The sequence below is a fragment of the Helicobacter rappini genome (genome assembly GCF_900198625.1).
GTDB classification, from domain to species: domain Bacteria; phylum Campylobacterota; class Campylobacteria; order Campylobacterales; family Helicobacteraceae; genus Helicobacter_A; species Helicobacter_A rappini.
The window spans coordinates 1-15564 of sequence record NZ_FZPK01000053.1 but is presented as its reverse complement, the minus strand read 5'-3'; the positions used below and the strand labels follow the sequence as shown (position 1 = coordinate 15564).

The 15564-nt window shown below is 35.5% G+C and carries 13 protein-coding genes; 7 read left to right on the top strand and 6 right to left on the bottom strand.

The features are described 5' to 3' along the window. Positions 1–282, top strand: a 282-nt coding sequence (locus C6H17_RS09870; protein ID WP_104731424.1) for a PKD domain-containing protein, incomplete at its 5' end; no start/stop codon positions are given. Here C6H17_RS09870 and C6H17_RS09865 read toward each other — a convergent pair. Beyond that, positions 254–454, bottom strand: coding sequence for a hypothetical protein (locus C6H17_RS09865; RefSeq protein ID WP_040463206.1), 201 nt, complete (start codon positions 452–454; stop codon positions 254–256). The genes C6H17_RS09870 and C6H17_RS09865 overlap by 29 nt on opposite strands. 1111 nt (positions 455–1565) lie before the next feature. Here C6H17_RS09865 and C6H17_RS12305 point away from each other — a divergent pair. After that, positions 1566–1736, top strand: a complete 171-nt coding sequence (locus tag C6H17_RS12305) for a hypothetical protein (protein WP_155243508.1) — start codon at positions 1566–1568, stop codon at positions 1734–1736. 234 nt (positions 1737–1970) lie between these two features. Here C6H17_RS12305 and ilvC read toward each other — a convergent pair whose 3' ends face one another. Further along, positions 1971–2996 carry a ketol-acid reductoisomerase gene (gene ilvC / locus C6H17_RS09860; protein ID WP_005217730.1) on the bottom strand — a complete coding sequence of 342 codons (1026 nt, stop codon included), beginning with the start codon at positions 2994–2996 and terminating at the stop codon, positions 1971–1973. An 80-nt stretch (positions 2997–3076) separates the two neighbouring features. Between ilvC and C6H17_RS09855 the strand changes: the two genes are divergently transcribed. Further along, complete coding sequence (locus C6H17_RS09855; RefSeq protein WP_005217728.1) at positions 3077–5872, top strand: phosphoenolpyruvate carboxylase; 2796 nt, start codon at positions 3077–3079, stop codon at positions 5870–5872. Positions 5873–6135: 263 nt separating this feature from the next. Further along, entirely contained in the window at positions 6136–6915 is a 780-nt protein-coding gene (locus tag C6H17_RS09850; protein WP_005217727.1) for an SDR family NAD(P)-dependent oxidoreductase, read from the top strand. Between the two features lie 126 nt (positions 6916–7041). On the opposite strand, the gene C6H17_RS09845 is transcribed toward C6H17_RS09850, so the two are convergent. Continuing rightward, complete coding sequence (locus tag C6H17_RS09845) at positions 7042–8052, bottom strand: glycosyltransferase family 2 protein (protein WP_005217726.1); 1011 nt, start codon at positions 8050–8052, stop codon at positions 7042–7044. 161 nt (positions 8053–8213) lie between these two features. Here C6H17_RS09845 and C6H17_RS09840 point away from each other — a divergent pair, with 161 nt between their 5' ends. Further along, positions 8214–9188: a hypothetical protein gene (locus tag C6H17_RS09840; protein WP_005217725.1), complete on the top strand. Its 975-nt coding sequence runs from the start codon at positions 8214–8216 to the stop codon at positions 9186–9188. Between the two features lie 18 nt (positions 9189–9206). Continuing rightward, positions 9207–10292: a hydrogenase expression/formation protein HypE gene (gene hypE / locus C6H17_RS09835; RefSeq protein ID WP_005217724.1), complete on the top strand. Its 1086-nt coding sequence runs from the start codon at positions 9207–9209 to the stop codon at positions 10290–10292. A gap of 102 nt (positions 10293–10394) precedes the next feature. Here hypE and C6H17_RS09830 read toward each other — a convergent pair whose 3' ends face one another. From C6H17_RS09830 to C6H17_RS09815, 3 genes are read right to left on the bottom strand one after another with little or no spacing between them, the layout of a single operon-like run. Beyond that, on the bottom strand, positions 10395–12464 hold the full coding sequence (locus C6H17_RS09830) for a hypothetical protein (RefSeq protein WP_005217722.1): 2070 nt from the start codon (positions 12462–12464) through the stop codon (positions 10395–10397). Then, complete coding sequence (locus C6H17_RS13560) at positions 12461–13297, bottom strand: GtrA family protein (RefSeq protein WP_005217721.1); 837 nt, start codon at positions 13295–13297, stop codon at positions 12461–12463. The genes C6H17_RS09830 and C6H17_RS13560 overlap by 4 nt, the downstream gene beginning before the upstream one ends. After that, complete coding sequence (locus C6H17_RS09815) at positions 13287–14585, bottom strand: glycosyltransferase (RefSeq protein ID WP_040463394.1); 1299 nt, start codon at positions 14583–14585, stop codon at positions 13287–13289. Before C6H17_RS09815 ends, C6H17_RS13560 begins: the two co-directional genes overlap by 11 nt. 425 nt (positions 14586–15010) lie before the next feature. Here C6H17_RS09815 and C6H17_RS09810 point away from each other — a divergent pair. Continuing rightward, positions 15011–15564 (top strand): MarR family winged helix-turn-helix transcriptional regulator (locus tag C6H17_RS09810; protein ID WP_005220146.1); only part of this gene is annotated, 554 nt, incomplete at its 3' end.

Genomic DNA, 15564 nt, shown 5'->3' with positions numbered 1-15564 from the left:
CTAGAGATATATGCTACTAAAAGTGTTATTGCCATTGATGAAGTGATAGGATTTCATATTGTTACTTCCATAGAGTTAGTAGAAGTTGAATGGGATTTTGGTGATGGCGAAGTGAGTAGTCAAAAGGATAATATATTAAAGTCTTTTAATAAAGAAGGCTCGTATAATGTAAGATTGAAAGCCTTAGTAGAAGTTGAGAATAAAGATTATGCCAATGATAAAAGCCAAGATAAATTTGTAATGAAAGAATACTTTAGGGATTTAGAGATTTTGGTGTGCTAAGTGTTTTTTTGCTAGTGTTTGAATGTGTTGTGGGATCTTGTTTTATATATTTTTGTGTGCTAGATTCTGCTGTGTTTAGAATCTTAATCTTGTTTTTTTGTTGTTTTTGTCTAGATTCTGTATTGTTTAGTTTAGATTCTATGCAAGCCAGTGCGACCTTTTCTAAGCTCACACGCTACATTTAAAGGTTTGAATTATTTATAGTAGTCATTGCGACCCTTGCAAAGCAAGTCATGGCGATCCATTTATCGTTTATGTTGCCATATTTGCCATGCCACATTTAAAGCCAAAAATCTAAATTTATGCGTTTTTGTTTGTTTCTCAATGTTTCTGTGTCTTTGTGTTTGAGTGTTTTTTCACGCCACACTTTGAAAGCCAAAATTGCATTTTTTGCATTCTCAAAGCCTTACAATTCACACGCCACATTTTGCCCGAGATTTTTATATTTTACATGTTTGTTGATAGTAATATATATAAGAGAGAACATATAAAAAAGATTGTTTGCATGTTTATTTGACAAAAACACTATGAAATAAGGCAAACAGCTCGAGAATTTAACAAAATTGCAAGAAAATGCAAGTCTAGTGAGTATTTTTAGCAAATTTTAGCCCAATGTAGCCTATTTAGCCGAGTTTAGCCTTATTTCAGTGGAATATCAGCCAAAATTACACAAATAGCACAAAAAAACCCTAAATCATGCAAACATAAATCACACTAGCCTTTACATTTACACAAAAGCCAATCAAAGCAAGACAACTTTACAAGAGCCAATCATACAAGCCATAAAGCTTTAAATATTTCAATCTCTCTGCAACTTATCTCATTCTTTAAGATTTTCTATCATACATAAATGACACAAAAAATACACTGATGACACAAATTTTGACACACATATACATTTTATGCCCTATTTTGTGGACTTTGGATAGAATTGCGATTCCAACAATGAAATTTTAAGCTATTCTTAAGTTTTAAATAAGGCTTTATTTAAGCTAGATTATAAAGGCTATTGACACGCTATAATCATAAGCAACACAACACACAAGGGGAATTTTTACTCTTACATTAAAAAGCAATTACCCACTTATGCTAACTCATCATTATATAAGTTACAATATTACACACAAGCATATAATTTTTAAAAATTTTTTCTAGCTAACTCTTATAAACTTATACAACTAGAGAAAATATCGGTTTTTTGGGAATTTGGAGGGGGGATATTTGCCAAGCCCACCTTTTTTATTTCAACTTAGAGTAAATAAAGCGACTTGACAATGAAAAAAATGTCGGTTAGAATTTTGGGGTGGAGTCTAGAGTTTAAAAATTACGCCCTAAACCCCGCAGCCCACCCAAATTTAGCGCAGAATCTAGAATCCAGGTCCTTACCATTTTGCACTCCTTGCACTCTACACCTAGCTTATTTGAATAAAAATCGCATTCTGCATCAAAGCTGAGTGGATGTGGATTTTAAGGCGTAATCCTTATAATCGAAATTGCCAAAAAACAAAGAAGCAAAAATTTAAAAGATATTATGTTAGAAGTTTGTATGAGATACGACAATGAAACATTCTTGATAGTCTATACACCAAAGACAAAATTAAAGCTCAATTATAGTTGATACACACTTATGCAACACTAAATGCATATCACACTAAACAATGTATATTTTGCTACAAAAACAGATATATCTAGTTCTTATCCTTATCCACAAGTTTATTTGCGCCAATCCAAGGCATCATAGCCCTTAGCCTACCGCCGACTTTTTCAATTTTGTGAGCGTTTAGATTCTTTCTCTCTGCATTCATTCTCGCATACCCAGCCTTTCGCTCCAAAATAAAGTCTTTAGCAAAGCGTCCCTCTTGTATATCTGCTAGAATCTCTTTCATCGCCTTTTTAGATTCTGCATTTATCACTCTTGGTCCGCTTACCATATCGCCGTATTCTGCGGTATTTGAGATAGAGTATCGCATATTTGCTAAGCCCCCTTCATAGATTAAATCCACAATCAACTTTAGCTCGTGCAAACACTCAAAATATGCCATCTCTTCAGGGTATCCCGCTTCTACGAGCGTTTCAAACCCCGCTTTTACAAGGCTACTCACCCCACCGCAAAGCACAGCTTGTTCGCCAAAGAGATCTGTCTCTGTCTCGTCTTTAAAAGTGGTTTCTATAATGCCACTTCTGCCCCCACCAATCGCACTTGCATAGCTTAGGGCAATCGCCTTTGCATCGCCCCTGCTTGTATCTTGCTCTACTGCGATTAGATCTGGGATTCCACCACCTTTTACAAACTCGCTTCGAACCGTATGACCCGGGGCTTTGGGTGCTACCATTATCACGCCCACACCCTTTGGGGCTTGAATCTGCCCGAAATGAATATTAAAGCCGTGTCCAAAGGCGATGATTTTATCTTCACTCAAATTTGGCTTAATATCCTGTGTGAATACATCAGCTTGCAGCTCATCTGGGATTAGGATCATAATCACATCGGCTTCTTTTGTCGCCGCAGCTACTTCTAGCACCTTAAAGCCCTTTGCTTCAGCCTTAGCCCAGCTAGAGCCGCCTTTATACAGCCCGATGATGACTTCTACGCCTGAATCTCGCAAATTTTCAGCGTGTGCGTGCCCCTGACTCCCAAAGCCAATGACGGCTACCTTTTTCTTTTGAATTAGCCCTAAATCGCAATCTTTATCGTAATATACTTGTAATGCCATGTTACATTCCTTTAAAATTTCATCTTAAAAAATAAAAATTGAGTATATAATATCATAAATTCACGAGAAAAGGGAACAGAATGCAACAAGAATTATGCAAATATGAATTTTTAAAAACAATTCTGCTTGAAGTCATTGAAGAAAATAGCCCAGAAGTCAAAGAAACATTTCTCATGCTTTTTAATTCTCTAAGAGATAAAAATACAGATTCCACAAAGATTAAAGATCTTTTCCATGAAATAAGTGAGAGTCAGTATTTAATGGGCGTTATCAAAGCATGTTCTCTGCATAATATCATCTTAAATATCTATGAAGAGCAAGAACAAGCAAAAATCGCAAGTGTATCTCGAAGCATTGCTACTGCGTATAAGAATCTTGAAGAAGAAGGCTTTGATAGAATTGATTGCGATAGAGTATTAGAATCTATTAGATTCTATCCTGTATTTACCGCACACCCAACAGAATCTCGCCGCCGCACATTCCTTGAAGCCCATCAAGAGATTACAAGAGAGCTGGAAAAAATAGAGCAGTTCTCATATATGCCAAGTGAGCAAATCCCCTACAAAGATAGGGAGATAGCCCAAAGTAGAGAAAGTATTAAGTATAGGTTACACCTTTTGTGGAAAAGCCATTTGGTGCGTAGTGAAAAGCTTGAAGTAATTTTTGAGCTTGATAATCTTTTATTTATCATTGAAAATAGCATTTTACCTAGTGCCTTAAGGGTGCTAAATCAAGTCTCAAATAGGCTAAATAAGCCGCTAAAAATATCCCCCATAAAGCTTGGTAGCTGGATAGGTGGCGATAGAGATGGCAATCCTTTTGTAAGTAATGAGATGATGACACGCGTTATGAAAATGCAACATGAATTAATCATACAAACCTATATAAAAGAGATTAATAAACTCATAAGAGAGCTATCATTATCGGTTGATTTTTGCACTCCAAGTAAAGAATTGCAAAAATCGTTACAAAAAGAAAAGTCTTATCTCAATCAAACATCATTAAAGCTTCATGAAAGAGAGCCATTCCGCGCAAAGCTTAATCTCATTAAATTGAAGTTACAGAATCATTTATTAAAAGTCAATGCAGTAGGCGAAGTAGATTTTACCTATCAAAATCCAAAAGAACTTTTAGAAGATATTGATATGCTTATTGCTTCACTGGATTCTATTGCTGCAAAGCGACTAAAGAGTTTAAGAAATCTTGTATTACTTGGTGGATTCCATCTCATGCAGCTTGACTTTAGAGAGCATAGGGATATGTATATGAATGCAGTTTCTGAAGTCTTGTGTCTTCTTGGCTATACTGATAGTGATTTTATACACAGACATGAGTCAAAAAAGATTGAGATTCTAAATAAAGTCTTAAGTGAGCCACCACTAAATCTAAATAGCATTTTATGGGAAGTAAGCTCTCAAACTCGCCATACACTCAATGCGTTTTTACGAATCTTATGGGCGAAAAAGGCAATCAGCAAGGATATTTTAAAAAGTGTGATTGTATCCATGACAACAAGGGCTAGTGATTTACTTGCTGTGCTATATCTTGCATACTGCAGTGGATTATGGCAAAAAGGCAAGGTAAAAACAACTGATAATGGTGAATGTATCATAAAAGATGGCAAGTCTGGAATCTTTATTACACCACTATTTGAGACCATAGAAGACTTAGAAAACGCACAAGAGATTCTAGAAGTGCTAAGTAAAAACGAGCATTACAGACAATATCTAAAAGATTCTGGCAACGCACAACAAATTATGATAGGCTACTCTGATTCTAGTAAAGATGGTGGAATCTTTACTTCTAATTATTCTCTTTATAAAGCGATTTCAAACCTTGTGAAGTTAGAACAAAGACTAGGCATTCACTTCATGCTTTTCCATGGCAAAGGTGGTAGCATTAGTCGTGGTGGCGGGCAGCTTGAAAGCGCACTTTTAGCATTTCCACGCGGTAGTATCGGCACAACCTTGAAGACAACAGAACAAGGTGAGATCATCTCATCTCGCTATCTTAATCCACGCGTAGCTATTAGAAGCTTTGCCCTTACTCTAGCAAGTCTTTTGAAAAAAGCGGTGCATGATAACTTTTGTGCGAATCTTAATCCTAACTCAAATGGTGGGGTGCAAAATACAAAGAATCTAGATTCTGTTCTCGTTGATAAAAATATACAGATTAAATGCGATGTAGATCCCTATCTACCAAAGCTAGAAGAGCTTTCTAGAATCTCATATCGCACTTATAGGGATTTAGTGTATGAAACGCCAAATTTTGTAAGCTATTTCAAACAAGCTACACCGATAGAATTTATACAGAATCTAAACTTAGGCTCTCGCCCTAGCAAGAGAAAAGACACACAGAGAGTAGAAGACTTGCGTGCTATCCCTTGGGTATTTGCATGGACGCAAAATAGATCTATTATCCCCGCGTGGTATGGCTTAGGTAGTGCATTGAAGGGCATAGGTGATAAGCAGCTACTGCAAGATTGCTATAAAGATTCTGTATTTTTCAAAACTACGATTGATAATATCGTGCAAGGCTTCATTAAAGTCGATATGGAGATAGCAGAAATGTATAATGACTTTGTGCAAGATTTTGGACTAAAGCAAAGTATTTGGAGTAAAATCCATAATGAATATAATGAAACACTTGAGTGGCTACTCATCACTCGCAATGAAAATGAACTTTTAGATAGCAATAAAGAAGTAAGAGAGACTATCCTTACGCGTATGCCAAATATTAAGGCTCTAAGCCTTCTGCAAATCGAGCTTGTAAGAAAATATAAACAAGCACAATATGAAGATTTACGCCACCGCCTTATGGAACAAATCCATGGCACAATCATTGGTATCGCACAAGGTATTAGAAACACGGGGTGAGATTTAAGTATGTGATTTCACTTAATTTTTTGTTTCGTTTGGGAAAGGGCTTAAATAAAGTTTTGAAAACATATATCCATTGCGTTTGGGTTTAATACCATGTCTCAAATATTGTGTTTAAGTGTGGCGTATAGAATCTACTTCCGTTTGCCATGCTAAACCTTTCGGTGAAATATCTAGCATAGAATCTCAACAAGATATTTCATGCTTATGCACTCAATATGACAGGAATTTGAAATCTAGTATAAATACAAAGGAAAAACATGCTGGATAACACACAAGATACAAAGCATATCTTAATAACAGGGGCAAGCTCTGGCTTTGGCTACTATCTAGCCCTAACTTATGCAAGAGAATGGGATAATATCGCACTCTATCTTATCGCAAGAAGAAAAGAAAAGCTAGAAAAACTCAAGCAAGAGATACTCTCAATGCAAAAAAATATTTGTGTTGAAATCCTTGCTGGAGATATTTGTGATAAAGAATTTATCACAAAAAGCACAAAAGATTTAGATATTGATATCTTAGTCAATAATGCTGGTCTTGCAAGAGGCATTGAAAGTGCGGAAAATACGAGTTATAGCGATTGGGAAGAAATGATTGCCACTAATATAAAAGCTCTAAGCCATATCACACATTGCATTTTGCCCAACATGGTAACAAAGGGAAGTGGGCATATTATTAATGTGGGGTCTATTGCTGGTAGTTATGCCTATCGTGGTGGAAATGTATATGGGGCTACAAAGGCATTTGTAAAGCAATTTAGTCGTAACCTGCGTGCTGATTTGTATGATAAAAATATCCGCGTGAGTAATATTGAACCCGGATTATGTGAGGGAAGCGATTTTTCCATTGTGCGATTTCATGGCGATAAAGAGAGGGCAAATAATGTCTATAAACACACAAAGCCACTCCATGCAAAAGACATCGCAGAAATAATCTTTTGGGTAAGCACTCAACCACCACATGTAAATATTAACTCTATTGAGATTATGCCTACAACACAGGCAAGTGCTGGATTGAGTGTGCATTGTAGCAATTAGATTCTAAAGACTTAATATATAAGCGTATTTGTCTATGATTTTTACTGCATATTGCAGGGATCATTTGAATCTAGTGTCTAAAAACAAGTTAAACAATACAATAACAATTTTTTGCTTACCACACAATTACAAATACCCTTTCTTAGTAAGCTTTTTATGTAAGAATTTATAGCATGATAAAAAGAATTTATATTTTAAACTTTTTGGCTTTTTAGTCTCTTTTAGCTGGGCTAATAATGGCTTATAGATTCCATGTAATTCATAGAGTTCATTCATTAAGGACATAAAGTTTTTATGCTCCATTGTAAAAGTAGTAATCAAATTTTCTTTTTGCAAAAGTCGCTCATAAAGCCTATATGAGAAAAACAATAACTCTATATACTTTTTATCAAAATAAAAATACATATCTTTATGAAACATGCAGCCTATAATCATTTGCTTATTTGTATCTAGAGACTGCCAAATGCCCTCGCTATGGATTCTATATACGCTATCTATTCCAGGTTTATACATAGCTTTGCCTTTATGCATGTGAATGAGATTGCGAAATGAATCGCCTCGAAATGACACTTCATTACTTACATATTGCAAATGTTGCAGTTGCTTTGGAAGTCCGTCTTTAAAGATCACATTTCTAAAAATACAGCTTGAAGTATGTCCAAAAATCGCCCTATCATTTAAATAATCATCAAAGGTTGAGACTTTGTCTTCTTTCGCCCCGATATATTCTTTTGTCGTGCCATCACTATATAACATGCGTGTATTTTGAGAATACGCTGTGAAGTCCTTATTCTCTTCTAAAAAATCAAGTGCTTTTTGTATTTTTTCTTCATCTATCCAGTAGTCATCTGGGTCAAGCACGCAAAAATACTCAGTCTTTGTTATTTCATAAGCCCTCACTATATTTTTAAAAAGCTTTTGATTTTGACTAGATTCTAAAATCTGTATTGCATTTGGATACTTAAGACTATATTCTCTCACAATATCAAGTGTGCCATCGCTCGAGGCATCATCAGCAATAATGACTTGATAGCTATATATAGTCTTTTGCATGAATATAGATTCTAGGGTTTGGGCGATATAATCTTTCTTATTAAAAGTTGGTAGAATGATGGTAAGCATTGCTTGGTCTTGCATGGCATATTTCCTAAGTAGTAATGTATGAAAAGATGATTCTACATTTTTTTAGCAAATTTTTCTATATTCACATAGAATCTAGTCTAGAAACTCACATAACAAAATATTCTTAATATGCTATACTTTTACGCAGAGATTACAAGGCAAATAAAAGGAAAAATATGCACGATAGCATTGCATTAAAGGAATACTTGCGGACACATGGTGTTGATAATGTAGTGGATTTAGGGCTTGAAGAGTTGCAAACAGAGTATGAACGCATTGTGCGTGAGGGCATCTCATATTATCATAATCTGTTGCAGGAAGAAAACTCTGAAATAGAATTTTTAGAGGCGAAGAAAAGAGATGTTATCGATGTCTTAAAGCAGGCTCAAACAACAGATGATATATATGATATTTTATATGAATTTTTGCATACCTATATGCCAACGGATTTAATCGCTTTTATGGCGGAGATTAAAATGCCTGTGCCTTATACTCGTTTGCAAAAGATTATAGCAATCGTGCATGCAAGAGTGCAAGATGAGGTGCTAGATAAGATTAAAAGCGATTTAGAATCCTTGCCACCACAAGAGAGAGAAACACTCATAGCACATTATGAAAGTATGCGTAATGATGTGCTATGGTTAGAGAAACTGCACAATCGCTATAAAAGCTCTGGGACGCTAGAGTATTTACGCTCAACAGCTGAAACAAAGCTTAATATCATGCAAACTTTTCTAAGCAGAGATTTAGAATCTGAATATAAACCTTTCTATGACAATAGCAAAGAGAAACGCACTCTTATTGCTAAGATTCTAGAAATTAGTGGTATTTACACAAAAAATGAATTATTTGATATGAAAATCGCAGATTTACAAGCCACTTATGATGAGATTATGCAGCAAGTCTTACAGAAAGAAAGAGAGCAAAAACTCATGCGAAGATACATTGAGCTATTTGAAGATTCAGCAGGTATTACTGAAGATGAGTTTAAGGGGCATTGTAAAGATATGCAAGATAGCTTACCTGATGATATTATAGGTGAAATCATTAGCCATTTTACAACGCGTAATCACTTCATTGCTAATAAAATCAATAATGTGTTGTCTGGGAAAAGTATGAATAAAGCCCCATCGGCAATGGAAAACGAATAACCACTAAAAAGGAAAATTATGGATATTGTAACATTAGCACATGGTAGCGGCGGCATAAATGCAGCCGAGTTTGTGCAAAAGGTTTTTATGCCCTATTTCAAAGACCTTATGCCCTATGCAAATGAAGATTGTGGAATCTTTTCTAGTATAAAAGATATGAAATATGTAACAAGCACAGATTCCTATACTATAAATCCCATATTTTTTGCAGGTGGAAATATCGGTAAGCTTTGTGTATGTGGTAGCAGTAACGATGTAGCTATGATGGGTGGAAAACCATTATATTTAAACATAGGCTTTATTATTGAAGAGGGTTTTAACATAGATTTATTAAAACAAATTGCAGAATCTATTGCCCTTGAATGCAAGAGTCTTAACATAAAGATTCTATCCGCAGATACTAAAGTATTGCCAAAGGTTACAGATAGCACAGAAGCAAAAGATAAACTCATATTTATTAATACAACTTGCATTGGCAGTGTTGAAAAAGATTGCATAAGTGCTAAGAATCTAAGCGAGAACGACTCAATTATCCTAAGCGGTAAGATAGGAAGTCATGGTGCAAGAATCTTTTTAGAGCAGAACAATATCGCAATTACAAGCAATATACAAAGCGATTGTGCTAGTCTTTATCCCATGTTAGAATCACTCTTGCAAAGCAATATCCCTATACATGCTATGCGTGATGCTACGCGTGGTGGGCTATCAAGCGTTTTAAATGAATGGGCTATAAGCTCACATGCTTGTATTGATATTTATGAAGAGAAAATACAGATAGATTCTGAAGTGCATGGTGTATGTGAAATGCTAGGGCTAGAGCCTTATGATCTAGCAAATGAAGGTGTATGTGTGATCGCCATGCCTAAGCAATATGCAGAAGAAGTGTTATCTCTATTAAGAGGGCATACACTAGGCGTGAATGCCACAATCATTGGTGAAGTAAGCAAGGTATTTAACCCGATATTTAACTTGCAAGATTCTAAAGATAATAAAGCACAAATAAGCAAAACTACCTATCACCAAAAAGTTGTGTTACATACAAAATATGGCAGTAAAAGATTTTTAGAATATCCACAAGGTGAGCTACTTCCAAGAATTTGCTAGAGAGATTGTTAGAAATCTATTAGCAAAACTTTGAAGTCATTGTGATATATGATTCTATTGTTGCATGGCAAAGATTACATACAAACCAAAAAATCTAAAGAATCACGCCCTAACCCTTTTATAACAATCAAGCATAAATGCTATAAAACCAATGATTGCTAAAAGTCCTAAAGGCAATACCGGTGACATATATCGAGAATCATCAAGAGGGGTAAAAAGCACGATAAATAATGCACTAAAAAATCCTGCAAAGCCCACACCAAAGCTAAACATAAGCAAACTATTGCGTAAATCTCTCTTAACTAGCCATAAAATAAGAGAGAGCATCATCACTCCAAAGCTTAAAGCCACACTCCAAAAGTGATTTAAAAGCAAACGATGCTCATATAAAAAGTCATAAATCTTTTCTTGTGTGGGTGTGAATACAATGCTTCGTTCAGATTCTCTAAATTTACTTACTGCTGCTACATGTGATGGGTGCGTAGGTTTTTCTTGCAATTCTCTGCTGTTAAATATCCAACCCGGATTCTGAATCCACATAGCTTGTAAAAATCTCCACTCATGTTGTGCAAAATTCGCAGGATACTTAAAAATTGCCTTAATCCACTGACTATGAAGCCCATCAAGCTGTCCCACAGCAAATGTGCGTTCTGTTCCGTGAGCAACATTAAATGGATCTGCAAATCGTGGATATTTTGCATATAACTCCTTTACATTATTCCAAGTTTTTTCTGGATAATACCACTCATCTTTAAAACAGCTGCTATCATCGGCAGGCACACAAGCCCCTGCAATTTGATGTAAAAACACATGATTGGCAGGTAATGCAGGGCGAGGAAAGATAAGATTTCGTGGCACAATGATGACCGCGCAAAGACAGAGTATCGCACAGGCTATGACACCATTTATATATTTTTTTACAAATTCTTTCGTATTTATACCACGATTGCAAAGCCACATATACACAAGCACAAAACTCACAGGAAACACGCTAAAAATCGCATTATGCCGCCATAAAATCGCGAAGAAGAATACTATGCCAATAAGCCACCACATTATCTTAGCTTTTCTTGGAGACAAAGGCACAAGTAGCATAAAAAGCACCATAGCATAACCACAAAATAAAAGCATAGGCAAAGAAAAGCTAGTTAGCTGAATAAAGTTTTGAAAATAGATATTGCCTATAAACACAGGAAATAGCAACAAAATCGCAAAAATACTTCTAAAGCGAATATAAAAGCCCCACACTAAAAACAAAAGTCCAGTGTAAAATGGTGCGAGATTAAGTAAAAACATATAATATAAATGTTTTCCAAAAAGAAAATATGAGATTCCCAATACATAAGAGGGTAACACTGGGGCAAAATTTGTCGTATTGAGCTGAATATTTCTATATATATCGCCTATGACATGATAACCCGGAAATCCAAGCCAAAACTGAAATATAAACAAGGCAATGATAATACATGCACTTAATGCTAAAAAGAGTTTATCCCTCAAAGATAACACAGAATTCAAGGCATATTGTTCTATATGCTGTTTTGGATGTGTTGTATTAAATCTAGCTAAATATAGTCTAAGAGGCACATATAAAAACCATATCATCACACAAAGCCCAAACAAGAAAATAAGCCTACCCGCATAATCTTGCAAGAGCAATGTTGAAAACTCTGTGCTATAACTCGCGATACCTATGTTCTGCCCAACTTGTAATTGATAGGGGGCTACTATCTCAAGATTGCCATTATCTTTTGATAACTGATAGATTGAAACCACACCACCCAACCGCTCTATATCTTTACTCCATTCTACCTCGTTTAAAATTATTGCCCCATATGTAAGATGTGCTCTAAAAATCTTACTTTTAAAATCTAGCTTGATTTCATAAGTGTGGGTTTCGTTACGATTTTCTTCACATTGCTTTTGACATGTATTCACAAATTCTGCATTTTTAACATTTATAAATGCCATTTCGCTACATACAGCCTTACATTTCTCGATCGTGCGAGTAATCTCACTCTCCACAATCATATCCGCATAATCTATCCTATCCTTACTCATAAAACGCAAAGCTAGAAAGATAATCACCACAAGCATAAGCAGAATAAACCACACGCTAAGGGCGATTTTACTCCCCTTGCTTAATCGCACAGATTTTAGAATTTCAATCATTGACACTCCTTTTTGATAAATTTAGAATCTACACCTTTATGGGCGGGTGCAGGGCTTTTTGTGTAAAAATAGAATTTAGGTTCTTTTCTATAAATGACAAGCTTTCTCGCATAAAAGCCATAAAATGCCACAAGCAAAGAAGCTAGAATCTTTGCTACAATCGCTTCAAATCCCAAAAACTCCACACATAGCCATAGAATTAGCGTATTTAGTCCTATGCCTATAGTGTTGATAAGATAGGTTAGTCCTACTTCAAGGCTTGAATGTAGATGTGTCTCCCCAAACACAAATCTCCGATATAGCCACACACCAATCCCACTAGCTAGCACAAACATAATAAGCGAAGCAAGAATATAATGCACCCCAAAAATTTTATATAGGATATAGAATCCTAAAAGCTCTAAAAGGGTAATGCCCCCACCGATACAGAAAAATAGTATGAGTTGTTTTAAGCTTTTATGTGTTTTGGAATCTAGATTCTGTAAAAATTCGCCCTTGTCTATACAATTTGAACGATTGAGCGAATTAGAGGGATAGTCATTATCGCTTAGATAACTCCTACCCTCTAATTCGCTCAAAGCCTCCAAAGCCATAGGGCAACTGCTAGAATTTGTGGTTTTGTTTGTGTGGTTTGTTGGTGTAGATTCTAGAATCTTGTCATTTTGAGCCATAGGCGAAAAATCTTGTTTAGATTCTACATTAGATACTTCGCCCTCAAAGGCTTCAGTATGACAATATATTTCACTTCGCTTAACACAACAATCTCTTTTAGAATCCACACTAGATTCCATATCATTAGAATCTTTTCTATAAGATACAATATCACTCACCATATATGCCCTTATAGCTTTCCCTTTTGCTTTGCAAATAGGCTAAATAGCGAGATTCTTTAATGCTTTTTGTAACAAGATGGGCTAAAAGCCCTGCGATAAAAAGCACCACAGCAATCACCATAAGCCCAACACACACAAAAAGTGTAGGAAATCTCGCCACTTTAGAAGTCTCTAAAAACTCCACAAAGACAGGCACACCAAAGAATAGAGACAGCAAAAAACATATAGCACTTAGCACACCAAAAACAAGCAAAGGACGCTCACTAAACAAGAGATTTAGAATCATAAGCGATATTTTAAAGCCATCTTTAAAGGTTGAAAGTTTAGAGAAGCTGCCTTCTGGGCGGGATTTATAAGGGGCTTTTATCTCATCGGTGCGAAGCCTTTGCTCTAGGGCATAAATGGTGAGTTCAGTCTCTATCTCAAAGCCATTGCTATGGGCTGGGAAGCTCTTCACAAAAGGGCGAGAAAAGATTCTATAACCACTCAGCATATCGTTAATTTTTGTGCCAAAAAGCATTTGTGTGCTTTTTGAAAACAGCTTATTGCCAAAGCTATGCCCCTTGCGATATGTGCTAGAGTCTGCCTCTCTTGCGATATTTAGCATATCAAGTTTGTGAGTGCTAAAATACGCTAGTGCTTGTGGTAAGATAGAAGCATCGTGTTCAGTATCTGCATCAATCATTATGTAGAAATCTGCCTCAATCAAGGCAAATGCCTCTCGCATAACCGCCCCCTTGCCTTGCGTGCTAACACTATGGAGTGTGAGGGATTTTGTGGGGATTTTGGAATCTAGATTCTCTACCGATTCGGTGTGGGTGCAGGGTTTGGGGTGCATTTTTATAGAATCTAGATTCTGCGTTAAATTTGGGTGGGCTGCGGGGTTTAGGGCGTAATTTTTAGAATCTAGATTCTTATCCAAATGGGTGGATGCGGGGCGTAGGGGTGCAAAATTGTAAGATTCTGCGGTCTTGTCATTTTTGCAAGTGTGGGCAAGAGCTCCGCTCGTGCGAGTGTGTAAGCACGAAAAATCTTTTTTAGATTCCATATTGGATATTTCGCTTCGCTCAATATGACAATCTAAAGATTTAATCTCATCAATTTTTGCTTTAACAATATTTCTTGAATTATCACTTGAATTATTATCAAACACATAAATATGTGCGTTTGGCAGGACAGCAAAGACTTCATCAATAACTTGAGCGATAGTCTTTTCCTCATTGTAGCAGGGGATAATTACAGCGATTTTTTTAGGTGGTTGTAAAGATAGTGTGGTATCAGATTCCATACCTTGAAGTTTAAGCTGTGTGTTTGTGCGAATAGTGCCAGATTCTACAAAATTATCGTGCTTAAGGACAAAACCTGTTTGCTGATTATAGATCTCACTAGATTCACCCCCCCCCCCCCCGTTTATTATTTATTCGCATGGTGTTTGCAGCTTCTGCATTTAGATTGTGTTGTGAGTTTTTATTTGTATGACTAGAGCAAGTAGAAATATTGTTTTGCATATTATGAACACCTTAAAATTTTAGATTATGTTAAAAGCAAGATGTATGCCAGAAAAACTTTGTAATTATAGCATTTAAAGTTGCAAATATAATGCTTGATTCCAGAATTCTATTAACTCTCTTAAAACATAGCAATTTAGGTGTTTATAGTATCGTAAAAAAGTGAAAATTGACACATAAACTGCTAATTTTAGGAGTTTAAAATATGAAGTCTAACTACTTTATAGACACAAGTTTATTAAAATCATTAAGCATAGGTATAAAAGAGGCAATAGTTTTAGATTTTTTCTACTACTACAATAATCGTAATTGTAAAAGTTATCGTATAAGTATTACAAAGATAGCAGAACACTTAAACATAGCTCGGGGACATCTCTACAAAATCTTAGGGAAGTTAGTAAAAAGAGAATTAATTGTTAAGTCTTGCAGAGAGTATATAGTAACCCAAAACTATATAAGTGTAAGAAGAAAAAGTTTTAAAGAAGCACATAGCAACTCTCAAACTTCAAGTGATATTGTACCAAATTATGTTAATAAATATAGCAAAACAAAGCAAAAAAATATTGCAAATTTCACAGATACAGAAATGTATTCAAATGAATCAAAAGTGTATCCAAAAGAGTCAGTTTCTATACTATATAGAGATACAAATATACAAAACTCTAGCATATTAAATGCTAGAGTAGATATAAAAACAAATGCAAAATCAAAAATTAAAAATATTTTTGATTTGATTTGTTTGTTTAGGGGGGAGGGAGA